This is a genomic window from Lysinibacillus sp. 38-6, from assembly GCF_046245175.1.
GTDB lineage: Bacteria > Bacillota > Bacilli > Bacillales_A > Planococcaceae > Lysinibacillus.
Window position 1 is genome coordinate 3047626 of record NZ_CP176417.1, and the last position, 25343, is coordinate 3072968.

General features: G+C 37.5%; 31 protein-coding genes and 1 riboswitch. Of the genes, 14 read left to right on the forward strand and 17 right to left on the reverse strand.

Translation table 11 applies throughout. The features are described from left to right. Positions 1-68 precede the first annotated feature (68 nt). From ACKVEV_RS15580 to ACKVEV_RS15590, 3 genes are all read left to right on the forward strand, one after another. The gene (locus tag ACKVEV_RS15580) at positions 69-1655 is read left to right on the forward strand and encodes an ATP-binding protein (protein WP_409367259.1); all 1587 of its coding nucleotides are present in this window, start codon (positions 69-71) and stop codon (positions 1653-1655) included. Position 1656: 1 nt separating this feature from the next. After that, positions 1657-2358, forward strand: a complete 702-nt coding sequence (locus tag ACKVEV_RS15585; RefSeq protein ID WP_409367260.1) for a response regulator — start codon at positions 1657-1659, stop codon at positions 2356-2358. Positions 2359-2456: 98 nt separating this feature from the next. After that, positions 2457-3779, forward strand: coding sequence for a CitMHS family transporter (locus ACKVEV_RS15590; RefSeq protein WP_409367261.1), 1323 nt, complete (start codon positions 2457-2459; stop codon positions 3777-3779). Between the two features lie 41 nt (positions 3780-3820). Here ACKVEV_RS15590 and ACKVEV_RS15595 read toward each other — a convergent pair whose 3' ends face one another. Then, entirely contained in the window at positions 3821-4612 is a 792-nt protein-coding gene (locus ACKVEV_RS15595; RefSeq protein WP_409367262.1) for a DUF2268 domain-containing protein, read from the reverse strand. Positions 4613-4721: 109 nt separating this feature from the next. Here ACKVEV_RS15595 and ACKVEV_RS15600 point away from each other — a divergent pair, with 109 nt between their 5' ends. After that, the gene (locus ACKVEV_RS15600) at positions 4722-4988 is read left to right on the forward strand and encodes a hypothetical protein (RefSeq protein ID WP_409367263.1); all 267 of its coding nucleotides are present in this window, start codon (positions 4722-4724) and stop codon (positions 4986-4988) included. 75 nt (positions 4989-5063) lie between these two features. Here the strand turns inward: ACKVEV_RS15600 and ACKVEV_RS15605 are convergent, their stop codons facing one another. After that, entirely contained in the window at positions 5064-5735 is a 672-nt protein-coding gene (locus ACKVEV_RS15605; protein ID WP_409370570.1) for a polysaccharide deacetylase family protein, read from the reverse strand. Positions 5736-6217: 482 nt separating this feature from the next. Here ACKVEV_RS15605 and ACKVEV_RS15610 point away from each other — a divergent pair, with 482 nt between their 5' ends. Both ACKVEV_RS15610 and ACKVEV_RS15615 read left to right on the forward strand, forming a co-directional pair. Beyond that, positions 6218-6520 (forward strand): YunC family protein, encoded by a 303-nt coding sequence (locus ACKVEV_RS15610; RefSeq protein WP_409367264.1) that lies wholly within the window; start codon positions 6218-6220, stop codon positions 6518-6520. A 34-nt stretch (positions 6521-6554) separates the two neighbouring features. Further along, on the forward strand, positions 6555-7205 hold the full coding sequence (locus ACKVEV_RS15615) for an SIMPL domain-containing protein (RefSeq protein WP_409367265.1): 651 nt from the start codon (positions 6555-6557) through the stop codon (positions 7203-7205). Positions 7206-7257: 52 nt separating this feature from the next. On the opposite strand, the gene ACKVEV_RS15620 is transcribed toward ACKVEV_RS15615, so the two are convergent. Continuing rightward, the gene (locus ACKVEV_RS15620) at positions 7258-7803 is read right to left on the reverse strand and encodes a histidine phosphatase family protein (protein ID WP_409367266.1); all 546 of its coding nucleotides are present in this window, start codon (positions 7801-7803) and stop codon (positions 7258-7260) included. 117 nt (positions 7804-7920) lie between these two features. Here ACKVEV_RS15620 and ACKVEV_RS15625 point away from each other — a divergent pair, with 117 nt between their 5' ends. Next, positions 7921-8178 carry a group-specific protein gene (locus ACKVEV_RS15625; RefSeq protein ID WP_409367267.1) on the forward strand — a complete coding sequence of 86 codons (258 nt, stop codon included), beginning with the start codon at positions 7921-7923 and terminating at the stop codon, positions 8176-8178. 103 nt (positions 8179-8281) lie between these two features. Here the strand turns inward: ACKVEV_RS15625 and ACKVEV_RS15630 are convergent, their stop codons facing one another. The 4 genes from ACKVEV_RS15630 to ACKVEV_RS15645 form a co-directional block, all read right to left on the reverse strand. Continuing rightward, entirely contained in the window at positions 8282-8440 is a 159-nt protein-coding gene (locus ACKVEV_RS15630; RefSeq protein WP_069508156.1) for a DUF1540 domain-containing protein, read from the reverse strand. Between the two features lie 104 nt (positions 8441-8544). Next, positions 8545-9153, reverse strand: a complete 609-nt coding sequence (locus ACKVEV_RS15635; RefSeq protein ID WP_409367268.1) for a methyltransferase domain-containing protein — start codon at positions 9151-9153, stop codon at positions 8545-8547. Positions 9154-9218: 65 nt separating this feature from the next. Then, positions 9219-9659 (reverse strand): VOC family protein, encoded by a 441-nt coding sequence (locus tag ACKVEV_RS15640; RefSeq protein ID WP_409367269.1) that lies wholly within the window; start codon positions 9657-9659, stop codon positions 9219-9221. A gap of 75 nt (positions 9660-9734) precedes the next feature. Next, positions 9735-10544, reverse strand: coding sequence for a GNAT family N-acetyltransferase (locus ACKVEV_RS15645; RefSeq protein WP_409367270.1), 810 nt, complete (start codon positions 10542-10544; stop codon positions 9735-9737). 119 nt (positions 10545-10663) lie between these two features. Here ACKVEV_RS15645 and ACKVEV_RS15650 point away from each other — a divergent pair, with 119 nt between their 5' ends. Next, the gene (locus ACKVEV_RS15650) at positions 10664-11089 is read left to right on the forward strand and encodes a hypothetical protein (protein WP_409367271.1); all 426 of its coding nucleotides are present in this window, start codon (positions 10664-10666) and stop codon (positions 11087-11089) included. 133 nt (positions 11090-11222) lie between these two features. Here ACKVEV_RS15650 and ACKVEV_RS15655 read toward each other — a convergent pair whose 3' ends face one another. Beyond that, positions 11223-11381, reverse strand: a complete 159-nt coding sequence (locus ACKVEV_RS15655; protein WP_409367272.1) for a DUF1540 domain-containing protein — start codon at positions 11379-11381, stop codon at positions 11223-11225. A 349-nt stretch (positions 11382-11730) separates the two neighbouring features. After that, positions 11731-11833, forward strand: a riboswitch (SAM riboswitch). A gap of 243 nt (positions 11834-12076) precedes the next feature. Here ACKVEV_RS15655 and ACKVEV_RS15660 point away from each other — a divergent pair. Further along, complete coding sequence (locus ACKVEV_RS15660) at positions 12077-12814, forward strand: cyclase family protein (protein ID WP_409367273.1); 738 nt, start codon at positions 12077-12079, stop codon at positions 12812-12814. Positions 12815-12863: 49 nt separating this feature from the next. On the opposite strand, the gene ACKVEV_RS15665 is transcribed toward ACKVEV_RS15660, so the two are convergent. Both ACKVEV_RS15665 and ACKVEV_RS15670 read right to left on the reverse strand, forming a co-directional pair. Then, the gene (locus ACKVEV_RS15665; protein WP_409367274.1) at positions 12864-13460 is read right to left on the reverse strand and encodes a DedA family protein; all 597 of its coding nucleotides are present in this window, start codon (positions 13458-13460) and stop codon (positions 12864-12866) included. Positions 13461-13690: 230 nt separating this feature from the next. Then, on the reverse strand, positions 13691-14464 hold the full coding sequence (locus ACKVEV_RS15670; protein WP_409367275.1) for a Cof-type HAD-IIB family hydrolase: 774 nt from the start codon (positions 14462-14464) through the stop codon (positions 13691-13693). Positions 14465-14889: 425 nt separating this feature from the next. On the opposite strand from ACKVEV_RS15670, the gene ACKVEV_RS15675 reads away from it, so the two are divergent. Both ACKVEV_RS15675 and ACKVEV_RS15680 read left to right on the forward strand, forming a co-directional pair. Beyond that, positions 14890-15585 carry a DUF2225 domain-containing protein gene (locus ACKVEV_RS15675; RefSeq protein ID WP_409367276.1) on the forward strand — a complete coding sequence of 232 codons (696 nt, stop codon included), beginning with the start codon at positions 14890-14892 and terminating at the stop codon, positions 15583-15585. Between the two features lie 21 nt (positions 15586-15606). Then, the gene (locus tag ACKVEV_RS15680) at positions 15607-15960 is read left to right on the forward strand and encodes a hypothetical protein (protein WP_409367277.1); all 354 of its coding nucleotides are present in this window, start codon (positions 15607-15609) and stop codon (positions 15958-15960) included. Positions 15961-16014: 54 nt separating this feature from the next. On the opposite strand, the gene ACKVEV_RS15685 is transcribed toward ACKVEV_RS15680, so the two are convergent. Beyond that, on the reverse strand, positions 16015-16848 hold the full coding sequence (locus ACKVEV_RS15685) for a MerR family transcriptional regulator (RefSeq protein ID WP_409367278.1): 834 nt from the start codon (positions 16846-16848) through the stop codon (positions 16015-16017). A gap of 84 nt (positions 16849-16932) precedes the next feature. On the opposite strand from ACKVEV_RS15685, the gene ACKVEV_RS15690 reads away from it, so the two are divergent. After that, complete coding sequence (locus ACKVEV_RS15690; RefSeq protein WP_409367279.1) at positions 16933-17400, forward strand: GNAT family N-acetyltransferase; 468 nt, start codon at positions 16933-16935, stop codon at positions 17398-17400. Then, a complete protein-coding gene (locus tag ACKVEV_RS15695; RefSeq protein WP_409367280.1) occupies positions 17387-18721 on the forward strand; it encodes an MATE family efflux transporter in 1335 nt (444 codons plus the stop codon). Before ACKVEV_RS15690 ends, ACKVEV_RS15695 begins: the two co-directional genes overlap by 14 nt. 451 nt (positions 18722-19172) lie before the next feature. Here ACKVEV_RS15695 and ACKVEV_RS15700 read toward each other — a convergent pair whose 3' ends face one another. Beyond that, positions 19173-20216: an AI-2E family transporter gene (locus ACKVEV_RS15700; protein WP_409367281.1), complete on the reverse strand. Its 1044-nt coding sequence runs from the start codon at positions 20214-20216 to the stop codon at positions 19173-19175. Positions 20217-20636: 420 nt separating this feature from the next. Here ACKVEV_RS15700 and ACKVEV_RS15705 point away from each other — a divergent pair, with 420 nt between their 5' ends. Then, positions 20637-21029: a RidA family protein gene (locus ACKVEV_RS15705; RefSeq protein WP_409367282.1), complete on the forward strand. Its 393-nt coding sequence runs from the start codon at positions 20637-20639 to the stop codon at positions 21027-21029. Positions 21030-21131: 102 nt separating this feature from the next. Here the strand turns inward: ACKVEV_RS15705 and ACKVEV_RS15710 are convergent, their stop codons facing one another. The 5 genes from ACKVEV_RS15710 to ACKVEV_RS15730 form a co-directional block, all read right to left on the reverse strand. Beyond that, positions 21132-21740 (reverse strand): flavin reductase family protein, encoded by a 609-nt coding sequence (locus ACKVEV_RS15710; RefSeq protein ID WP_409367283.1) that lies wholly within the window; start codon positions 21738-21740, stop codon positions 21132-21134. Positions 21741-21759: 19 nt separating this feature from the next. After that, the gene (locus ACKVEV_RS15715) at positions 21760-22698 is read right to left on the reverse strand and encodes a ring-cleaving dioxygenase (RefSeq protein ID WP_409367284.1); all 939 of its coding nucleotides are present in this window, start codon (positions 22696-22698) and stop codon (positions 21760-21762) included. A gap of 235 nt (positions 22699-22933) precedes the next feature. Continuing rightward, a complete protein-coding gene (locus tag ACKVEV_RS15720) occupies positions 22934-23488 on the reverse strand; it encodes a cupin domain-containing protein (RefSeq protein ID WP_409367285.1) in 555 nt (184 codons plus the stop codon). Between the two features lie 240 nt (positions 23489-23728). Then, positions 23729-24508: an IucA/IucC family C-terminal-domain containing protein gene (locus ACKVEV_RS15725; RefSeq protein WP_409367286.1), complete on the reverse strand. Its 780-nt coding sequence runs from the start codon at positions 24506-24508 to the stop codon at positions 23729-23731. A gap of 15 nt (positions 24509-24523) precedes the next feature. Beyond that, the gene (locus tag ACKVEV_RS15730; protein ID WP_409367287.1) at positions 24524-25330 is read right to left on the reverse strand and encodes an ABC transporter ATP-binding protein; all 807 of its coding nucleotides are present in this window, start codon (positions 25328-25330) and stop codon (positions 24524-24526) included. Between the last annotated feature and the right edge of the window lie 13 nt (positions 25331-25343).

Genomic DNA, 25343 nt, shown 5'->3' on the forward strand with positions numbered 1-25343 from the left:
ATACGCTCTTTTACGTGAATTTAGAAGCAATCGAAGAAAAAATAACGCTAACTATATAGAGGTGAATTATGAAAAGTTTGTTCCAGTCTCTAACAGTTAAAATGATTTTTTTAATGACTATTCTAATTCTTGTCATCTGTGGACTGTTTATGTATCTTTTGCAACAACATATCCGAGATACGACAGAAAGACAAATAGGCGTGGAAGCATTAAATATTGCCAAAACAATCGCATCGATGGAAGAAATCATTGCTGCCTTCGCACACGAACAGCCAAGTGAAACGATTCAGCAAATTGTTGAGCCGTTAAGACAGGACATTAACGCAGCTTTTATTGTTGTTGGCAATGCGGAAGGTGTGCGTTACTCACATCCTTGCGTAAATAAAATTGGACTTCAAATGGTTGGCGGTGACAATGACGCCGCATTACTTGATAGACAAGCCTATATTTCGAAAACAATGGGGTCATTAGGAGAATCTATTCGAGGGAAAGCTCCTATTATTTTAGACGATTCCATTATCGGCGTTGTTTCGGTCGGCTTTCTAACAGCACATATTGATACAACCATCCAGAGTCATCTATACAAATGGCTACAATACACAATGATGATTCTCTTAATCGGGATACTAGGCGCTATTAGTATATCTCTTTATATTAAAAAATTATTATTTAATATGGAACCTATTCATATCGCAAAGTTATACCAACAAAACAAGGTCATTTTAGAAACGACTGAGGAAGGGATACTAGCTGTTGACCATTTAAACTACATTACAACGATCAATAAAAGTGCCTACGATATGCTAGATGCTACGCACAATCAACCTATTTCAGCATGGATGGGTAAAAAAATCGAGCATATTTTCAGCCCTAAAATTATTGCCGAAGAACATATTCATCACCTAGAACTATCTCTCGATGAACATATTATTATCTTAAATAAAGCGCCATTAGTTGAAAAGAAAAAGAAAATTGGTTCACTCTATACATTTAGAAAAAAAGTAGATTTACAAAAAATTATTGATGAGTTAAAACAAGTAAAACAATACGCCAATATGCAACGAGCTTATACACATGAATTTGCTAATAAGCTACATATTATTTTAGGTTTGCTCTTTTCTAAACAATACAAAGAAGCCATTGCATTTATTCAAGAAGAGCGCAACATACAACTTAAAAATCAAGCTTTTTTAAACAGTGCTGTAACACCCCCTCTACTACGAGCATTAATTCAAGGAAAAATAGCCGAAGCAGCTGAATTAGGCATTAAGCTGGAACTAAAGGATATTTCAGCATCTATTGAATTATCGAAGCAGCAGGAAGATGCTATTTTAACAGCACTTGGTAATGTTCTTCAAAACGCGATTGAAGCATTGAAAAATTGGTCAACCGCTGATAAAGTAATTCAACTTTCCATCAATGACTATAAAAATCATTACTTATTGGAGATTCAAGATAATGGTCCAGGTATTGACCCCAATATGTATGATGCTATTTTTTCACAAGGTGTTTCAACAAAACAAGGCTTAGATCGTGGATACGGTTTAACAATAAGCAAAAAAGCGCTCGACAAGGTTAATGGTGAGTTGTTAATCGATTGTGGTGATTTATCTGGAGCCTGTTTCTTAATTATTGTTCCAAAGGAGGTCATTTAGTATGACAACACGTGTATGGATTATCGAGGATGACTTTAGAGTAGCAAACATTCACGCAGATTATGTACAGACGATAAGCGGTTTTATCGTTACAGAAAGTTTGCGTACAGGTCAAGAAGCCATCGAAAAACTACAACAATCCACTAGCTTACCGGCAATCATTTTAACGGATTTGTATATTCCTGATGTTGAAGGCAGCTCATTAGTTCGCCATATACGTCTTCACTATCCTGCCATTAAAATCATTGTCATTTCTGCTGCAACAGAAAGAAGCTTAATAAAAGACGTAGTAGATTTAGGCATAGTAGATTACTTAATTAAACCGTTTGAGCAACAACGACTGCACCAAGCGTTTAAAAAATATTTGAATGAATCACTATTATTTCAAAACCGCCCAAACGTCACACAACAGGATCTTGATTGCCTATTTTATTTTGAATCGACTATGCCTGAAGATAGCCACGTCAAAGGCATCGATTTGCATACATTACAAATTGTAAAACGTATTTTTGAAAGCCAACAGTTCCAAGAGCTGACAGCTTCACAATTAAGTGAGTTAATTGGTTCTAGCCGTTCAACCGCTCGTCGCTATTTGGAATACCTCGTTAGCGAACACTTTTTGTACATAAAACCTATTTACGGCACGATCGGCAGACCTGAACGAAAATATATTTATGATGGAACTTATGAACAAAATAAATAGAATGTCAGTTATATAACATATGATCGTATTATTCCCTTCCTTTTAGTACCATGCTACCTTTTAATAGTCGGAATACTCAATAAAAGGGAGGGGCTTTTTTGAGTCTAAGTATTATTGGCTTTTTTACTATTATGATTATTGTTGCGCTACTCATAAGTGGCCGTGTCTCACCGCTTGTCGCAATGGTTATTCCTCCAATAATAGCAGCATTCATTGCTGGTTTTAATGTCAGTGAATTGGGGGAGTTTTTTAGTTCAGGGCTAAGCTCTGTAATGAACGTAGCGGTAATGTTTATCTTTGCTATTATTTTCTTTGGCATTATGCAGGATGTTGGACTATTTGAGCCATTGATCAATAAAATGATTGCGCTTTCAAAAGGGAATATTGTTGTCGTTGCTGTGATCACAGTGCTAATTGCTGTTGTGGCTCAGCTAGATGGCTCTGGTGCCTCTACGTTTTTAATTACCATTCCTGCATTATTGCCTTTATATTTACGGTTACGCATGAATCCGTACTTATTGCTTTTATTAATCGCAGGAGCTGCAGCAGTAATCAACATGGTACCTTGGGGTGGTCCTTTAGGTCGCGTGGCTTCAGTATTGGAGATAGATGTTACTGAATTATGGTATCCATTAATCATTATTCAAATGATTGGCGTTGTTCTAATGTTAGCGTTGGCACTGTACTTAGGTTTTCGAGAAAAGAAACGGATTTTAAAACAATATGGCACACTAGATTTTACGCAAGATGCGCATTCTATCACACAAGGTGTTGTGTCATCAGAAGTTGACATCGCTTTACGCCGCCCAAAATTATTATGGGTCAATGCGCTAATAACGATAGTGGTAATCGGGATATTAGTTGCCGGTATTGTCCCTGCAGCATTAGCCTTTTTAATCGGTGTTGCTGTCGCCCTGCCAATTAACTATCGTACACCTAAAGAACAAATGGAACGCGTGCGAACACATGCCCCGAGCGCTTTAACGATGGCATCCATTATTATAGCCGCTGGCTTATTTTTAGGTATCCTCAATGGTACAGGGATGTTAACGGCGATTGCTAATAATGCCGTACATATTTTACCGTCAGCACTATCATCCTATTTACACATCATCATCGGCATTTTAGGCGTACCATTTGATCTGTTACTAAGTACGGATGCTTATTATTTTGCCTTATTTCCTGTAGTTGAACAGATTGGCTTATCTTTCGATATCGACTCACTATCAACTGCTTACGCTATGATTATCGGTAATATTGTAGGTACATTTGTGTCACCACTTGCACCTGCTGTCTGGTTAGCTTTAGGCTTATCAGGCTTAGAAATGGGGAAACATTTAAGATATTCTTTCTTTTGGATGTGGGGGTTAAGTATTGTTTTACTAGGCATCGCTATAGCCCTAGATATCATTTCAATCTAATGAAAAAAACCAGTTGTCAATGCAGCATCGACAACTGGTTTTTATAGTGGGAAAGCAGAGCCCTTAAGTATGTTTTTAGAGCTTTTTTTAAGAAGCTGATGAGATGAATGCTGTTGTCTATAAGTCTTGACAATTTCATAGCCGATACAATAGCCGATCCACGGAGGAAGCTTGCCACCATATAAAAATTCAACATGATTGTCTAAGCCTTTAACATTCAAGTTGGGCAAAAAATAGGACTGCCATATGGCTAACATTTTTGCTAAAGAATAATTGCTCAACCAAGGTGCTAACCATTGAGCACCGTAAAGCTCCTCGACGGCACATTCCGCTAAGCCCTCCAAAATTAATGAATCTAGTAGCGTCACTTCCTTTAACGATTTGTTTAAGTATTGTAATCGGCAAACATGATTGTACTCATGTGCAAATAATGCTTTAAGCTCCTGCCTTTCAAGCTCTCCTATCAGCAAAAATAATGCATCTGGATAGGCAACGCCATTTTTATTCGTTCGTTTTTGTTCTTGTGTTAGAGGAAATATATAAATTGGTATATCAGGACCGCTCCATTTATTCTTTAAATAGAGAAATTCCTCCTGGACAATTTCCCAACTTTGTCGCTCCTGTAAAATCTTCATATTGATGTGTTCATGTGCTCGAAAAAGCCCCTGTTGCTGTAATTCATACTGTATTAGTTGTGGCGTTCCACCTTTAAAATGTTCTAGTAATCGGCTACAAAGCATTGTGCATTGTAACTCTTCAACATCTCTACTACGCGTTAATTTTTGACTAGTCTTGAACTCATGTAGCCAATCATCAGTTGATATGACCGACATCCATGCACCCCCTTGCGATAGCTTATGTTACCAATAGACAATCGGCTAGTGATAAATGTATGTAACGGCATATATTAACTTGTAAGAACGTAAAAAGGAGGAGATTTTTGTGAATCCAGCTGATTGTTATAATCTTTGCTGTAAATATCACGGTAAACGTGTAAGAATTACTGATAAATCTGGCAATGTTCATGTTGGAGAAATAACTAGAGTGGATAGAGACCAGGTATGGATTCTGCCTGATAGACAATATAGAGGATATGGCTTAGGTTTTTGGGGTTGGGGCTTTAGACCAGGATTTGGCGCTGGACTTGGCATTGGTTTTGCATTTGGCGCAATTGCAGGTATTGCATTAGCACCTATATTATTTTTCTAATCGATAAATACCTAGAATATCCGTTTCTATATAGAGAAAAATAAGCCATTTCATTATTGTGAAATGGCTTATTTTTTATTGAATTTTCTCTTGTTGCTGTTTTCGTTCGATTAATTCCGATACTGTTACAAATGTATAGCCCTGTTTTTTTAAGGTTGGGATAATTTCTTCTAGGGCCTTAATTGTTTGTGTGCGGTTGCCGCCTCCATCATGAAATAAAATGACATCCCCTGGTTTTGTTCCACCAAGTACCTTCTGCACGATTTTACTCGTGCCCGGTTCTTTCCAATCTTGTGTGTCTTGATGCCAAGACCACATGACCACCTTATAACCATTTTTTACAGCGGTATTAATCATCTTTTCGTTGTAATTGCCGCCAACAGGTCGAAATAATACAGGCGCATAACCAGTAATGTTTGTAATCATTTGGTTTGTCTGCTGTAGTTCCTCCTGTAATTTAGGGATGGAAACTTTAAACGGGTGAGTGTAAGTATGGTTGGCTAATTCATGTCCCTCATTATAAGTCCGCGAAACAACATCTGGATACTTTTCTGCATTTTGACCAATAATAAAAAAGGTACCCTTTGCTTCATACTTAGCTAATACATCGAGGATCATGGAAGTGTATTTAGGATGTGGGCCATCATCAAAAGTTAACGCAACAATTTTATCTTTTGTATTAATATCCCACACAACTTCACCAGTCTCCTCATATTCACTTCGCCCTTTTTCTGCAGAGGTACTCATCTCTGTAAAACCTATCGAAATGAATAAAAAGCAAGCCGTCAAAAACAATACATTTTTACGTATCACAGTATCACCTCCCATGTTTTATTGCATATTACAGCTCATCTTACTATTTACGAAAGCCACTGAATTATACTTCTATACGACTGCCTGATTTTACTTATGCGACGCAAATTATTATGTTAAAAAATAATCAATTTTAGAGTGCCAGGCACACATACAATTTCCGCACAATTCAACAAGTATCAAGTGATGAATCTACGTGAACTCCTGCTCAGAACGCACGTAACGTAAGACGCAACAAGCCGCGCGACTGCGAGGGTTGCAGCGGCTTACGTCGTGCTAAGCGGAAAGCGCAGTGGATTTTTACGCTTTAGAACGCAAAATTGTTTGAGTGCCAGGCACTCAAACAATTTTTAGTAGAAATACCGAACACCTTTTTATCTATTGCCATATGTATAGAGAGAAAAGGAGTGATGTTCATGGTAACAATTGAGCCTATTATGATTAAAGGTCATTTTTTCACTGCTGTAGTTGTGCATTTACCGAAAACGACCTTACTAACGATTTCTAATGATACGGGCTACATTATGTGTGGTGCATTAGATATCGGTCTTTTAAATAGCCGTTTATTAGATAGAAAAATTGTTGCTGGTCGAGCGGTTGGCGTCAAAACGATCGATGAGCTATTAACAGCCCCATTAGAATCCGTTACTTTTGAAGCCGAGCAACTAGGGATATTCGCAGGAATGACTGGCGTAGAAGCATTGTTAAAAATGATTTAAAACATGCTCGTGCCAGTCGGGAGGTGGAATTCAAATGTATTACGCACATGCCCAGCCGCAAACACACCATCCATCGCGAATGATGACCGTAACCGGAAATGGAAAAGTAGTCGCGCAAGCAAGCTATGTCCAACTTCAAATAGAAGTGACGACACAAGGGAAAAATGTGCAACAAGCGCAACAAGAAAATGCTAGTACGATGAATCGTGTTATACAATCCATCTTGGCACTAACCATTCCAAGGGAAAATATTCAAACGGCTGCCTATACGATTGCGCCGATCTATAATTATGTAGAAGGAAAACAGGTGTTTACAGGCTATGAAGTGACAAATGCCATTACGGTTAAAGTACCAGATATAAATCTTGTAGGGAACGTTATTGATACGGCTGTAGAAAATGGGGCCAACCGTATTTCTTCTATCCAATTCAAAATAGATCATGCCGATGTTTACTACCAGCAAGCCCTTAGCTTGGCACTTCATAATGCACAAATGAAAGCTAACACAATCGCACAAACGATGCATTTAGCTTTACATCCACAACCGTTAGAAATTGTGGAAGAAAACGAAAATGGTCCTGTACTCTACAAATCGATGGCAATGGCCGACTCGACAATCACAACACCTATTGAACAAGGGCAGATAACCATTAGCGCTGCTGTTCGTGTTACCTTTCAATATTAATAAAACAAAGCCAGACTTCATTCACTGGAATGTAGTCCGGCTTTTTCTCCTATTATTGTGCGTCCCAAATGCGTTCAATCACCACTTCATTATCCATATAGCTTATTTGATAAACATCCGGATTACTTATCTGTTGCCAAAAAGGAAAGTCAATATCTTGCTGATAGCTCTTCATCAGTAAAGCGATTAGGTTGCCATGACTGACAATAACGCTATGTTCCGCTTGTCCTTCAATCACTTCTTTTACTACATTTTTGACGCGTGTCATTGCCTCTTGACTTGACTCCCCACCTGTATACTTCAAATCTAAATCAGTAAAAGTGCCTTTTAGTTTTTCAAACCAATCGGGTAAATTGTCTGTGCTTAATATGCGTTCTGCAAGCCGTTTATCTATCTCAATTTTTTGATTTGTGCTTTTACTTAATGGTTCTATTGATTGAATGGCACGTAAATATGGACTCGAAATGATGCGATCGATTGGCATCGCATGAAAAAATTGTGCTAAACGCTCCGCCTGCTTAAGCCCTTTTTCCGTTAAAGATGCATGTAAAGATTGCCCTTGTGCTTCGCAATGTCTAATAACATAAATCCTCTTCATTTGGCTATCCTCCCTTTTACAAATACATACCTTATTTTACCTTTTTATGAATTGCTCATGAATGATAAATAATCATCATATATTTAGTCAGTGTAAAAGATGATCTTAGAGGAGGATATGATGCAAGCGGAAAACAAACGCCTTCGGACAATTCAACATCTTGCTCATGAAATTATGGATGAGATGAACGCAGGGAAAGAACTGAATGAGCTCGAAACATTAATTCCGGTCATTGATAATTTAGCCAGAGCAATCGGTGATTTAACAGACGCATTTGGAAATTATTCAATAGATTATGTCGAGGAAAAAGTAAAAAATGCACATGCCCTGTTGTTTAAGAAAGATAAAATAGATATGTACCAATTACGACATTAGGAAACATCCACCGTTCCCGAACATTCACGACATAGCAAAAAAGTGTTAGATTGATTGTCGTCAATCTAACACTTTTTCTCTTGTGCCTCGGCTTCTACCGTCATTAATGCTCTTCAGGTGTAAATGTTTTGCAATCTGTTTCTTCACTATTGGATGCCTGCTGACCTTTTTGACTAACAACGTAAATAGCTTCTGCAGTACATTTGTTTCCAGAGCCCCAATACGTGCAGTTATTGACTTCACATAAAATCTGTTGTGCCATCGTATCACACCTCCTCTTTTGTTAGCCTTAACAAAATCGAGGATTTCAATACTTCCTATAAGAAACAAGCCCTAAAATAACCACTAGAAGAAATAGAAGCTTTGTTATAATGCTCTTTTTATAGCCACTAATTTATTCGCTGCGTGACAATGTTGAATATTATGTTCATGCTGATCTTCAAATTGATAAGAACGATAATAGGCAATCGACCACTGCTGATATAAATCTTTGATCTCACCTTCTTTACATATCCCTTTCACAAATGGTGCTAAATCTTCTGGAATAGCTACTTCGTCTGTAAATACGGTAATCATATTAATGCCATCTACCTTTGTATAGTATTGCATTTCCTGAATAATGCGCTGCCAATCTTGACGTTCTAAAAAGTGAAATAAGCCATGTGAAATAATACAATCGTAGAAATTCTTAAACTCATATGTCGTAATATCTTGAACAACTGCTTGTAAGTTATGTAATTGGTGCAATGCTTTGTATCGATTAATTTTTGCAATGCCTGCCTCTGAAATATCGACGGCTTCTACCTCAAATCCAAGCTGGGCTAAATACACTGCATGCCTGCCATCACCACATCCTATATCTAAAATGCATGCACCTGCTGGTAATTTTTTAGCCCATTCAACGACTTCCTCACTCGGGTTACCAAAAGCGTAATGAGTATCTGCTAAGTAATCTTGCTCCCAAAACGGTTTCACTCTACCAACTCCCCTATAAAGAACATGCTTTGACCGTAACTTTATCAAAGCATGCCTATAATCTATTACTTAATAATTAACATGTCATTTTCATCAAATTCCCACATATCGCCATGTGCAACTTCCCAATAAAAGCCGTTCGGGTCTTGGAAATAGCCGCTATAGCCTCCCCAAAACACTGTTTCAGGCTCCTTTACAATATTGGCTCCTGCTTTTTTAGCTAACAAAAATATGTCATCCACTTCTTCCTTTGTCTTCCCATTATAAGCGAGCGTGATGCCAGTAAAGCCAGTGCCTACTGTTGGTGGATTCGCTTCATTTATGTCCTTGACTAGTCGCTCTATTGGAAATAGCGAAATTTTTGTACCACCATTATTGAAAAAGATTACATCTGGATTGGATTCATCCCCATAGACCACTACCTCGAAGCCAAGCCCTTCGCGGTAAAATGCTAGTGATTCCACGATATTTTTCACACCTAATGTAACTAAATTTAAACGATTCATCCCATCTCCCCCTTTTCTACAGTCTTTATTTACATATTCCCTCTTTACTGTGCTATATCCTTTTTTTGCTTATTACTATTGCACTTCCGTCCAAATACTTTTTGTATAGGCCATTGTTAATCCACAGCGCTCCATATTATTTTGACTTATCGAGCCAAACTTAGCGTGACCTACAATGACATGACACTTTTGTCTAATGGCTTCATTTATACGATTATTAATTAATGCTTGATGAATACCTTGGTTACGTGCTACAGGCATAACAGCAGATGCTGCAAGGATTGCCCTGCCATCATTTATAAATAAAGAGCCTATGCCCACCTGTTCATTTTGCATAGAAGCGATATAGAATGACCAACCTTTTTTATCATGTAAAACTTTATTATTTGCCGCAACACTTGCTGCTAGGGAAGCAGGCATACCAAAGCCTTCAACATAAATTTTTGCATATAAATCAAATTCATTCCCTCTCAAAGGTCGAATATTAATCGCACTATTTTTTAATTCTACTTCCTTTTTTCCATTTAAATCACAGCACAACGTTGCGTGAAAATCACTTTGATAAAAGCCTGCTTTATGTAATTTTTCCAATGATAAAGCATTTACATAGTGAGGAGCTAAATCAAATCGAGCTGATATGCCTCTATCTTTATAAAAACATAAAATATCCTCTATCTTTTGTTCTGAGCTACACCAATCTCCCTTGACTACATTATAAGAAGGGCCAGGAATTTGCTTGACGGAGAATGCATACGCATTATCAAATTGACTAATGGCAACACCCATTGCATTATCCTGCAGCTCCTTAATTGCTGTTAGTCTCGATTCAAACATCCTCATTTCAGCCATTTCTAAAATAGTTGCATCGTTTTTTGTTAGGACCACGCTAATATCTACTCCTCGTTCAATATTTACATTAATTGTAACATGTAAAATCTAGAACAGTCCCCTCAACACAAAACCATACACCGCTACATAAGATACATTAAGATAGTAGCTTATAGATGGGAGGAATTTCGCTGTATTACAATCCTTATCCGTATTACGCTTATACAAACCAATATCCAAATTGGAGCAATGCTAATCCCCCTTCACCATATCATTTCCCTAGACAGCTTGCGATGCCTACATCTCCTACAAACCCTAATCAGTACCCGCCCATTAATACACTGAAGTTTAAGACGTCAGCTAAGCAAATCCAGTCCATTATGCAACAAGCTCAATTACTAACAGAGAAAATTGAAGGGTCCGATCAATTTGCACATGATCTTAAAAATGCTGCCCAGCTTTCCAAGCAAGATGAAGTCGAAAAACTCATTTCCTCTGCCGGTGTGACGACGAAATTTGAAGCAAAGTATACACCAGACAATATTCGCATTGTCTTAAAAGAAGGTGGGTGCTGTAGTATAGCCATCATATTGTATTGGTAATGGAAAAGAGCCTTCTACAGAACTTGAAAACTATATTGGTTATACTAGAACATTCAGTATTAATGCCAAAGCAAAAAAGTGTTAGATTGATTGTCATCAATCTAACACTTCTTGTGCCTCGGCTCTATCGTTATTAATGCTCTTCAGGTGTAAACGTTTTGCATCCTGTTTCTTCACTATTGGATGCACGCTGACCGTTTTGACTAACAACGTAAATAGCCTCTGCAGTACATTTGTTTCCTGAGCCCCAATACGTGCAGTTATTGACTTCACATAGAATCTGTTGTGCCATCGTATCACACCCCCTCAAATCTATTTAAAATAATTCTAAATAATCACACAAAATATTTCAATAATCAAGCTATAAATCAGTGTTATTTAACTATCCAATTGAAAATAATTCAAAATAAATATATTATCTGAATTATTTGTTTTTTAAAACTTTGTAGTAATTTGCTGTTTTTTTATATCATTTGATATGTACGACTAAATTTATACATATCAAATAGACTTATGCCTCGTTTAATATGGGTGAATCTCCTGTATTGCAATTTTTATAACCATGCACTCCTATAGAACTTGTAAACTATTTTAAATTATGCTAAAGTATTTGATATTAATATTTCTGAAAATTTATATTTTTCTTATCAAGAGAGATGGAGGGATTGGCCCTATGAAGTCTCAGCAACCAGTCTTTAGGCATGGTGCTAATTCCAATGGGCGATATTCGCAAAAAGATGAGAAGACTGACTTCAGTAGCATTAGAGTCCTCTTCTACAAGTAGGGCTCTTTTTTGTTTTTAAACTAGAATGAATTTCATCATAAAATCACGAACTTAATAGAGCGGCGACGACTCCAGCGTGAGAAGCAAGCGTAGCGAAGGAAGCAGCTCGGTGCTCACGGAAAGCGTCCGCCTGTCGTTTATGATGTTCGTATTTCATGATGGTATCGATTCACCACTCATAATAAAGAAAGCAGGGATTTATCATGACAAATGAACTTTTACAAACATTACAACTATTAAAATCAAAGCAATGGATCGACTTAACACACACATTCGGCCCTAACTCACCACATTTCTTTATGTTTGAGGATGCAAAATTTGAAACGTTATTTTCTCACGATGATGGCTTTTTTGCGCAACAATTTACGTTTCCCGGACAATATGGCACACATATCGACCCACCTATCCATTTCGTTGCAGGTACACGCTATTTAGACGAATTAGCATTAAAAGAACTTGTCCTTCCGCTTATCGTTATTGATAAATCCAAGGAAGCTGAATCGAACCATGACTTCACGTTAACTGTACAAGATATTTTAGATTTCGAAGCGGAACATGGAGAAATTGAAGCAGGGACATTTGTTGCACTGCGGACGGATTGGAGTAAACGTTGGCCTGACAAGGAATTGTTCAGTAATAAAGACAAAGATGGTCATAACCATATTCCAGGTTGGGGATTAGAAGCGTTACAGTTTTTATTTACGGAACGGAAAATAAGTGCTATCGGTCACGAAACATTTGACACTGATTCAGCGGCTGATTTCCGCAAAAATGGCAAGTTAGATGGTGAATACTTTGTATTAGATCAGGATACATATCAAATTGAATTAATGACCAACTTAGATAAGCTGCCAGCAAAAGGAGCGGTCATTTTCAATATTGTAGCAAAGCCTGAAAAAGCATCTGGATTCCCAGTGCGTTCATTTGCGATTTTGCCTTAAAACAATAAGGTCTGCTCCAATGTCCGTCTAGACAAATGAAGCAGACCTTTTATTTCATCGTATTTCTTTTTTTAAAGACAAAGTAAACGATCACCATTATAACTATAAACAATAATACTACATAAAGACTATATTGAGATAAATAGATGCCAACAAAACGCCATTTATTACCTAATGCAATTCCTAACGTAATGAAAGTAAATGTCCATATGATAGCACCAGCGTAGGCGTAAACAGCAAATTTTCTATATGGATAGTTGTTAATAGCGGCAATATAGGCGGTTATATGACGAATACCGGGAATAAAGAAGCCAATTAGTAATAGTACAGGCCCTATTTTCTTAAATAATTTCCTCGTGAAATCAATTTTTTGGGCGGTTATATGAATTTTCGGTCCATACTTTTCTAATAACGGTAAACCGAAGCGATAGCCTATGTAATAGCTAAGCGTGATTCCCCCTGCTGCGCCCACAGCAGCACTTATTAATGTAGGAATATGCTCTAAATTTTCTCGATAAACACAATACCCTATGTAAGTTAAAAAAATTTCGTCAGGAAGTGGTAACCCGACAATCCCTCCAACTAGTATAAGTATAATGCCAAAATACCCGTAATGTTCAATTAGAGATTGTACGTGATGCACCATAATCTACCCCACCTAAAGCCTAAATTTTTCTATTCGTTCTTACATTAACATAAGCATCTTAAAGTCCATTTATTCTATAATCATTTTTGCATAGATTTAATCATTATTACATGTATAGTAATAATGCACAATCTTCACAGCACCGTTTTTGCTAAATTCAGTTATTTACTATTATTCCCGTTTTCGTATCCACCTATCTCTTTTACCCCTTCATTTTAGCCTGCCTTGCTCTAAATCAACTGTAGCTTGCGCAATGCATAATCAATGCCATCTTCAGTAGATTTCATCGTAATCATGTCAGCTATGTTTTGTAATGCCATACTGCCATTGCCCATTGCTATTCCATATCCAACTTTTTTAAACATCTCAATATCATTTTCTCCATCCCCAAAAGCAAGTGCCTCTTCAGGCCTTAGCTTAAAATACTGAAGTACTGCTTGCACCGCAATGGACTTTGAAACTTCCACTTGCAAAACATTTGTAATCATTGGATGCCAGCGTTCAAACTTTAAATGAGGAAATTGTTTCATGTACTTCTGTTCGTCCTGACTATTTACATATAAACACATTAAATAAACTTGTTTATTTAAAATATTGTCATCTATTGGAGGATATTCAACTAAAGATAATGTCTCTTTCATTGCCTGTAGTGTTTTAGGTTGATGCACGCCATTCATGGATAATTGATCTGTGAAAAAGGACAAACTATGATGATTGTCATCAGCATATGCTTTAACGCTTTGTACAATTTCTTGTGCGATGGGACTTGCATAAATAGTGTTGTCTTTATGCTGAACATAAGCACCATTTGCCGTAATAAACGTTTCTATACCTAATTCCTGCAAGGAGTGACACATGGAGAGTGGCCTCCCTGTTGCAGCTACTAAGCGAATTCCTTTATTTTTAAGTATGTGTAACGCATTTTTAGTAGTGCTTTCAATACAACCATCCTCATAGTTAATGAGCGTGCCATCCACATCAAAAAATACTATTTTACAGTCCATTAAATTATACGCCCCTTTTAGGAAAATATAGGTATTACCGCTTTTTATTGTACTTGATAAAGTATAAAATTTCCTTCATGTACCCGCATATTATTGAATAGTAAAAATATCCTACATGTATTATAATAAACCTACTTATAAATTTTCTTAAAAAGAGCCTTCTAGGTATGTCAGAAGTTATTTAACAAAGTACACAAAATCATTTAACTTTTACTTATAAACCACCGATAAATACTATTGTCAGTATATTTAAGCAAATATTTAACGTACATAAAGATATTACTTTCATCACGATAAGGCATATACCAAAAAACATAGAATTGCTAACATAGTAAATAATCCATTACATATATTGAACGAGTGTTCTCACTATTTAAATAGAACTAAAGAAATGTTAAAAACTCGATGCAGAGGAGTTGGTTCATATGGGTTTTAATATTTACTACTACGAAAGTAATGTGGATTGTAAATTTTGTAAAAAACAATATACAACCTATAAGGTTCGTCCGAATCGTTTTAAAGTAATCGAAGAGCAATCTGATTTTATGCCTGTTTATGAAGGGTTAAATCCACTGCTGTATGAAGTTGCTGTCTGCCCGCATTGCGGATATGCCTACCATAAATCCATGACACGAACATACGGACCTTTTATGTTACTAATTGACGAACTGTATATTAAAGAACTCCAAAAGCCAATGAACATCTGCCAGGAACGGACGATTGATGATGCCATTGTTAGCTATAAACTAGCCTATCTCGTCGCAAAAGCCTCCATGGAAGAAGCGCTTTTAATGGCGAATATCGCACTGAAAATAGCTTGGTTATATCGTTTAAAAAATGAAAGTGAAGCGGAAATTCACTATTTACAAGCCGCAAGAGATTTTTACAGTAAATCTTTCGCTTCCAATCAAGAGGGCAGCGAACGTATTCAATACTTACATGCTGAATTAAGTCTTCGCCTCGGTGATATTGTAGAAGCGAAAAAAGGCTTCTCACGCTTAATTGCAGATCGTAGTGTTTCAAATAAATATCGCAAATTAGCACGTACTCGTTGGGAAAACTATAAATATGACGAACAACCTCACAATGTCGCTGAAAATAAACATGAAATTAGTAAATAGTTGAGAAGGGAGAGGATACATATGCTGCTGTTCGGAAAAAAAATCGATGCACGAGAAGAAGATATCTTTTCAGAGTTACATCATTTTTTACTACGGAAAAACAATCGTCACTTAACGAATGATGAAATTGTTGCTTTAACAGGCATTTCATCTGATTTACTTTATAAATGGGTGAAGACAGGAAAATTAAAAACATCCATCTTCCCTAATCTAGGCGCACCCTGTGAGCGATGCGGTAAACTTACACAGGCAAAAATCTGTGTTAACTGTTCCTCATCCATTGTGAACACCTTACAGCAAGAAGAAAAAGATCAAGCCTGGTTTAATAAAATCCAGCGCAAAAATCCAAGAGCTAGCGCCTATCATTACAAATAAAACATCAAGAATCTACCTACATTGCGGACTGCAATGGCGTAGATTCTTTTTAAGCTATTTTGCCTTTTTGACTACTTCCATCATAATTTTCGTTATATAGTCTTCCTCGCGATTTTTGATAACTGCATCATAAATGTATTCTTCATATGCGTATTGCCCTAGCTCGTAGCCATTTTCAGCCATGACTTTAAATAGTCGTTCATACGTTTGTCCGAGTGTTGTGGATAATCCGGTATGGTAGCCTATAATAAAATCTCCTTCGATTGCCTTAAAATATGGATGCCCTTCTTGCGGATGTGGCTGCTCCATATATAAGTAGCAATAATTATCATAGTTACCGGCTAAAACTTGCTCCCTTTTCGTAATGCCCCCAATCGGGTAGCCCGTATCCAGTTGTGAGCGATCCAATTCATCGATAAAATCCGAGACTGCTTTTACAAACTGTTCTTCTGTAGAATCTTCAATATTTCTGCTTAAATATAATGTTTCCTCAGGGTAATGCCCGATTGTAATGCTGTCAAAATCTATTTGCAGTGCTTCCTCTGTTGTATCGATTTTTACCTCAATAATACTTTCAATCATTTCAAGCTCTTGTCGTTTTTTTGCAACTAGCTCCTTTTGCTGATGCATCAAGTCTAAAAAATTTTCTGGTGATTTATTTGCCATATACTTTTGAATTTCTTTTAAAGACATACCGACCGTCTTTAATAATTCAATCACGCTAAAAAAATCGTATTGCGCGATGGAATAGTAACGGTAGTCTTTACTATCTTTCATAATTGGTGATAACAAACCAATTTGGTCATAGTAAATAAGGGTTTGTTTATTAACCTTACAAAGCTTAGCAAATTCCCCTGTTGTAAAATATTTTACGTTTTTATTAAGCATTTTAAGTTTCCTTCCTTGACTATATAGTAACTATATACTTTAGATTGTAACTATTCACAATAAATTAAGAAAGGTTTTGACATTATGTTCACGGAAATACGTGACATCACAGCTTTAAACAAAGAAGAAGTATTAGCATTACACATCGCTGATTATCAGCAGGACTTTATTGAAACGACGCAGCAATGCCTAGATGAAGCGGAAATCGATCAGCACTTTATTCCTGTTGGCCTGTATAAGGAAGGGAATGCAGTAGGCTTTGCAATGTACGGTGTGTTTCCACACGAGGATGACACACAACGCGTTTGGTTAGATCGCTATTTCATCGATGAGCGTTATCAGCATCAAGGGCTTGGGAAGTATTTTTTACAGCAATTGATTGATTTTTTAACTGCAAAATACAATTGCCAAAAAATATTTTTAAGTGTCTATGATAACAATGAAGTAGCCATTCAGCTCTATCAAAAGTTTGGATTCGCCTTTAATGGTGAACTGGATGAAAAGGGCGAAAAGGTGATGGTAAGAGAGGTGCTTGTTCATGACCACCATTAATCCCATCGAAACAAGACCGTTAAAGCCATTGTTTTTATCGTACTTATTCCCAGCGATGATTGGTATGCTATTGATGTCTGTCAATATTTTAGTCGATGGTATTTTTGTCAGTCATGGGGTTGGTCCTACTGCGCTGGCAGGTGTTAATATAGCTGTGCCGATATTCTCCATTTTGTTATCCATTTCTTTGTGGATTGGTATGGGGGGCGCCACATTGTACTCCATTTCGCTTGGGGAAGGCAATAAAAAACGAGCACATCAGCTTTTTACACTCGCGTTTGCCACGATGCTTGCAGTCGTTTTAACTTTAGTGTTAATTCTTTTATTAAACTTAAAGGATATCGCCTATATTTTTGGGGCAAGTGATGTGACTTATCCTTATGTGCAAGAATACTTGCATGTCATTTTATTATTTGGTGTCTTTTACACAATTGAAAACTTATTAAGTATTTTTATCCGCAATGATGGAAATCCAAAGCTTGCAATGATGGGTTTAATCACAACATCCATTTTAAATATAATATTAAACTACGTATTTATTTTCATGCTCCATTACGGTGTAAAAGGTTGTGCGTTAGCGACAGCCCTCTCTACAATTATTGGCATGTCGGTGCTATGTCTCCATTTCTTCCGAAAGCAATCTGAATTAAAGTTTGTTTCTACGTTCTTTAGCTTATCCGATTTAAAGAAAATATTTGCCATTGGTTTACCTAGCTTTATTGTAGAAGCTTCCATGGCGATTATCGTCATTTTATATAATGTGTCATTTCTGCACTATTTAGGCGCAAACGGCGTGACGGCCTATGCAATGGTTAACTATATTCATACGGTATTATTAACCGTGTTTTTAGGCATTGGTATGGCACTCCAACCTTTAGTCAGCTACCACCATGGCGCCAGATTAACAAAGCGATTAATAGAGCTATTGAAAATAGGCTTAGCAACCGCTCTTATTCTTGGCTTAAGCATTGCGATTATTGCGATGCTATTCCCTTCTCCATTAATGGATTTATTCGGTGAAAGTGAATTAGCCATTCATAATATGGCAACGCAAGGTTTTGTCCAATTTGCGATTGGCTATGTTTTTTTAGGAATGAACATGGTGCTTGCAGAATTTTTCCAATCGATTGAAAAGATTCGTCTTGCAACAACCATTATGTTACTACGTAGTATTATCTTATTTATTCCAGCGCTTTTATTGCTACCTAAATTACTAGGCGCACAGGCCATTTGGTGGACTTTCCCCGTTGCTGAAGGCATTACCGCCTTGCTGATTTTCTTTTATATCAAAAGCAAACCACGTGCGGTTTATGCAAATTAATTGTTCGCACAAACATTGATGAAAGTTAATTTCCGCTGCGGGCGGCGCTTTCCGCGGGCACACACGTAAGCCGTAACCCTCGCTACGCGCGGTCTGTTACGTCTTACGTTCTGTGCGTTCCCGCAGGAGTCGCCACCCTCCGCTCCAATTAACTTAAACAATTGTTTGAGTGCCTGGCACTTTGCATAGATAATTGGCTCCTAATTCGGGAAAATCCACTACGCTTTCCGTGGGCACGCCGTAAGCTGCTCTAAGTAAATCAGTTGATTAGAGTGAAGGTTCGCTCGACTCCTGCGGGAAAGCGTGAGCCTTAAGACCCCGCACGTAGCGGAGCGGAGGAGGAGGCTTAAGCCACGCCCGCGGAAAGCGAGCAACCCGTAACGGAAACCAACCCTTCTTACAGAAAAACAAAAGGAAGCATACGCATTACGCGCTGCTTCCTTTTCTTCATTTACTTTGTTTCTTTTATCGTGACCGCTTGTTGAGATTCTCCGTCAGAGGACGTAACTCCTAAAACATCGAGCAGGAACATAAATAACGGAATCCCGATAATAAGCCCCCAAACGCCAAGGAATTGCTCAGAGAAGAGAATAACGATAAAAGTGTAAAAAATAGGCAAATTTGTTTTAGCTGACATTAACTTTGGATTTAAGAAATATGCCTCAATCCCATGTAGCACCACGACAATAATAAGAATGTAGACAATGTACATCGGACCACCAATACTATAGGCAATAATGCTAAGCGGAACTAACGAAATAATTACTCCGGCTACAGGAATTAACCCAAGAATGAACAGCATTATTCCGAGTGCAATTAAATGTGGGAAGCCCATAATTGAGAGCGCAATAACAGATAACACACAATTGACAGCAGCAATGATAAATTGCGCTTCAATTACTTTACCAAAAGAACGAATAAAAATTTTAGAGAAATACGTTAACTCATCATAAAGTGGACCAATTTTGCTATCTTTAAATTTTGCAGTAAATTCAATAATTCTTTTTTTCTCAAGAAGAATAAACAAACTCAAAATAAGTGCGATGAAAACGTGCAAAATCACTTTACCAATGTTCGTTAAATTTTTAAGGGTAATGTCCACACCTTGTTCCAAATATTTACCGAGCTCAATTTTTTCAAATGTCGGCGCTAAATATCTCGCAATCTCGTTATCGTTTGGATTGAGATTAAAAGCTGCTATTAAATCAAAAAGCTGGGTAATCTGTTGGGTCACAACCGGCAAATACTTATAAATAACGGCTATAATTCCTGCTACAAGTAGAAGATATAGCGCAACAATCATCGCTTTTTCATTAATTGGCGCGATTTTTCTAAACTCTTTCGTCGCCTTAGTAGAAAGCTCATTCATTAAGTAGGTCATAATGAATGTGAGAAGAATAAGGTTAATCATACTGCGCATTAAGTATAGTGCAACAGCGATTCCAACTAGAATAATAAAACGCTTAAATCCATTACTTCGAAAAAAATTACTCATGCATTCACTCCTTCCACAAAACGGCTTCGCCTCAACTGTCAACTTACAAAATACAAGTCTATTAAGCAAGTAGACAAAATATTAGTCATCAATATAGATAATTTTCATGTCATTATTTGAGCTTAGGGATAAATCCAGCATAATGCTTCTCATCGTAAATATCCCTATTTAAAGGAGTAAATCCAATTTTAAGTAGTTTTTTTCCTCTTATCAAATTAAAATGAAAGACAATACTATTAATCATTGTGTATTGAAAGCTACATCAGCGTTATAGCCTGCATTTTAATTCTATTATAACCTTATAAACACTTATATCCAAAGCAACTTCTTTTAGAAATCGCATGAAAATCACGCTTTTATGTTCATTTTTGTACATATTTTAGCAGTCTAGCCAAAATTCAATAGATAAGGATTGATTAAATGAGAATCTCGAGAAATCCACAAGAAGTTCACCTACCCGTCGCACCATATGTACACCAAATTGAAATAACGGGCCCACATAAATGGCTCACATTATCAGGTCAAATAGGCATGACAGTAGATGGTACCGTACCTGAAGAACCAATTGCTCAATTGAAAATAGCACTCGACAATATACAAAAAAATCTTGAACGTGCTAGCATGACCATTGAAGATTTAACAAAAGTGGTTTTTTACTTAGTTGGAGATTTTGATGCCACTGAAAGGAAGAAAGTGATGAATGACTTTTTTGGCGATCACTTCCCATGTATGACACTGTTGTATGTAGTAGCACTTGCTGCCCCTACATTAAAAGTGGAGATTGATGCTTGGGCATGTCAGGAAATAATATAACTTGCGGCTACCAGATGTGAAGCATGCAGCCTATGGTAATTAATCGCTTCGAAATGAAGGTCTTCTACTTGTCGCTCCTCCATTCCGAAGCATTTTAATCTTCTATTTTGGACGTGCTATCTCAAAAGCCTCGCCAATTGTTGCATAACTCGATCCAGCCAATCTACTAACAGCCTTTAAAGCTTTTGAATCGATGCGCCCTTCCTGATAAATTGCCTCATCTAGATGAAATTGTACAACTTCACCGATAAACAAATCGCCTGTCTGTTCCTCACCATTTTTTAAAGGAATGGCCTGAATTAAGCGACATTCCATGCGAACCTTTGCTTCTTTAATACCAGGAACGTCAATGCGATGACTGTCGATAACTGTAAAATTAGCTTTTTTAACTTCACTCTCTGTAGCAGGTAATGAAGCAGCTGTTTCATTCACCTGGCTTACATTATCTTCATCTACAATATGCACAACAAACTGTCCTTGATACTGAATATGACGAGCTGTATCTTTTAAGTAGCCTGCCGATCGCTGAATGGCTAAAGAAAGCATCGGCGGGTTCGATGAAACGATATTGAAATAACTAAACGGTGCGCCATTGACAACACCTTGCTCTGACTTTGTCGTCACAAAAGCAATCGGCCGAGGGATAATACTACCCGTTAATAGTTTATAGTTTTCACGCTCTGTATTATGTTTAGGATCAATCGAAATCAAATGATTCCTCCCCCTTTTATCAATCCATCGAACGAACTTTAATTGGGATTAATGTTCTTTCCAACTGTTCTCGATGTGGTTCATATTGCAACGGTAACATTAATTGACTCCCCATTGTATCAACGGTTTCATCATGTGCAAATCCAGGTGGATCTGTTGCAATTTCAAATAAAATCTCACCTGCTTCACGGAAATAGATAGCGTTAAAATAATTTCGATCTTTCACCTCTGTCACATGTTGCCCATGATTCATTACATACTCTTGCCACTCTAAGTGATCCGCATTATCTTTTGCTCTCCAAGCAATATGATGAACTGTTCCAACACCCATTTGCCCACGTATGCCAGGTACAGTTTTTAAATCAATAATATTTCCAATATCAGCACTTGATGCAAAGCGAGTATATTCGCCTTCAGTTGCTATTTTTTTAAGCCCCATCACTTCTGTTAATACATTTTCTGTTTCTTGTGGACGACTTGAATAAAGTGTTGCCCCACCAAAGCCTTTAATGGCAACCTCTGGTGTTACATCACCAAATGTCCAATGATTTAATTCACCTTGTGGGCGTGCAACTAATTCAATATGAAGTCCATGTGGATCATCCAATTGAACAACTTGCTCACCAAAACGTTCAGCTTTTTTGAATGGTATAGAAAATTTCGCAAAACGATTAATCCAAAAAGGCAATGCCCCCTCAGGAACAACATATGTTGTTACGCCTACTTGCCCATCACCGATACGTCCTTGATATGCGTTTGCCCAAGGGAAAAACGTAATAATTGTACCCGGTTGCCCTGCATTATTACCAAAATAAAGATGATATGTGCCAGGGTCGTCAAAATTGACTGTTTGTTTTACTAAACGTAAACCTAATACACCTGCATAAAAATCAACATTCTCTTGTGGATGCCCCACTATCGCTGTAATGTGATGAATACCTTCTGTATGTTTTCTCATCGTGACTATCTCCTTCGTAATTTCTTTTCATATGTCTAGATTTTCTAATTTTGCATAACTTCAAACGACTTCACAAAGACTTTGTTTTATCTCGAATTAATATATCTTGAATTCGAGATAATTATAACACGTTATTTTTCATGACGTCAATCACTCTGCTAACAAGTATTTTTTCTTGCATGCAAAAAGCAGAGCTGCAATACATCACAGCTCTGCCAGTATAAAAATTGAAACGCTAATGACCGTAGCCCTCTTGGGCATCTGCTTTCGTCATATGAATCGTACCGAAAGGATGGTTAGGAGGTGCATAAATAGAAAACAGCTTTAACGGGCTATTCCCTGTATTCGTTACATTATGCCATGTGCCAGCAGGTATGACGATAGCGTAATCATCATAAACATTTCGACTAAAGTTTAAATTCTCTTTAGTGCTACCCATTTGCGTAACCCCTTGCCCTTGTTCAATATATAAAAGCTGATCCACATGTGGATGCACTTCTAACCCTATATCCTCTCCCACATTCAAACTCATTAATGTAATTTGCAAATGGTTTCCTGTCCAAATAGCAGTGCGGTAAGTATTATTGAGCTTAGCTGCCTGCGCCATATTTACAACAAAAGGTTGTTGTCCAAAATCGGTAGTCATTTGATTATTATGACCGTAGCCAGCTTGATTAGGAAGTACTACCGCTTGAGAAGCAGGTAAGTGATTAGGCTGATTGCCGTAGCTATACATTGGCGCATTTACATAATAAGGAACATAGTACATTTTCTCAATCCTCTCACACATTATAAAATTATCCTATGCAACTTAATGTTGGAATGTACCCAATCACAATAAGCCAAGTTACAAGTTCCACAATGGATTCGTACCTTTGCCTTTACCAGAAGGCATCGCACCTGGAACACCATCCGCTTCTACTAAGGTAATTTGCTATCCTAAAACATCAATGTGCATCAATTGTTGAATTTTCTAGAAGGGCAAAGTTGTTACTGTTTGTTAGCATCCACCGCACATACATTGTTAACGTTACGTTGTCATTTTGGGGCATGATATACAATAATCATGTTCTTCTTCAGAGGTTAAATAATAATAACAGCAGGTCTTCCGTAGCCTAATCGGCTCGTCAGTTCTGTTCGTCTTGACCTTTTGGGTATTGTAGCGTGTAAACGGATTTTTACGTTCACCAAAAATCTCACCTGATGCTTCTGACATAATGTAATGATAATCTTCTTCTAAATAGGCTATTTCACGTTCACTTGCTCCTTGTCGAAATTGGGTTTCATAAAACCAATGCAAATACATAGCCGCGTGTTCCCATAAAACAGCTTTCGAAACTTTAGCAGTAGCAGATAGAGCCATCCAAACTTTAGCGATATTTTCAGCAAAGATGTAATGAAGTATTTGATCTCGCCATTTTGCTCTGTTACTTATTGGCAAAAATACTTGTGCATCGACTAAACCTATGCGCGGAAGCCATAAATCTTCTTGGTAGCTTGACTCCACACGTGCATTGTCAATCGACACATCCAACCCCTTCTGTAGCATTGACATCGCATATAGCGGTGCCGCCATCGTACAAACACAATAGCGCTTGCCAAACAAAGAAGCAGTAGCCAGTAAAGAAGTGGAATTAAAAATAGGTGAAATCGTTTGTAAGTATAGACGGCATTGCTCACCACAAAGTAAACCCTTTGAATCGATTGAAAAAGGAGAAGGTGGCAAATTCGTTTCCGTAAAGCGGTAATTCTCTGTCAAAATCGCTACTTCTGAGGGTGTTAATCGTCTATTTTGTTGTACATTTAACATAAAAATCCCTCCTGCTCAGGCTCTAAGACAACACTTGATCCCCTTTCCATGCGGTACACATAAAGGTGTGCCAAATAAAGGATCATTCATAATTGTGCAACCCATCCCAAATACATCCCTTACCAAATCAATCGTCACAATCTCTTCTGGTTTTCCTTGTGCGTAAATTTTTTTATCGCGCACGGCGACAATATGGTGCGCATAACGACAGGCCAAATTTAAATCATGCAAAACCATGACGACAGTCCGATTTTCCCTACTATTTAAATCGAATAATAAATCTAAAATTTCTACTTGGTGCGCCATATCTAAATAAGTAGTTGGCTCGTCTAATAAAATCAAATCTGTTTTTTGTGCTAATGTCATCGCAATCCAAGCGCGCTGTCGCTGTCCGCCCGACAATGCATTGACGGGGCTATTTGCAAATGGCGTCATCTGCGTCGCTTCTAATGCGTCGTTAACGATTTGTTCATCCTCAGTAGACCATTGCTTCATCCAACTTTGGTGTGGATACCTGCCTTGTTTAACTAGTTGTAAAACGGTTAATCCTTCAGGTGCTATCGGTCCCTGCGGCAGTATTGCTAACCGTTTGGCAACTGATTTTGTCGATAAATCTCGTATTTTTTCCCCTTCCAATAATACATGGCCGTCCTTCGGTTTTATTAAGCGGGCAAATGTCCGTAACAATGTTGATTTACCACAACCATTCGCACCTACTAAAACCGTAATTTTCCCTTTTGGTACTTGTAAATGTAAATCTTCTAGAATATTGGCATTACCATAGTTTACTGTTAATGCATCCGCTTCTAATATATGATTCAAAATAGATACACCT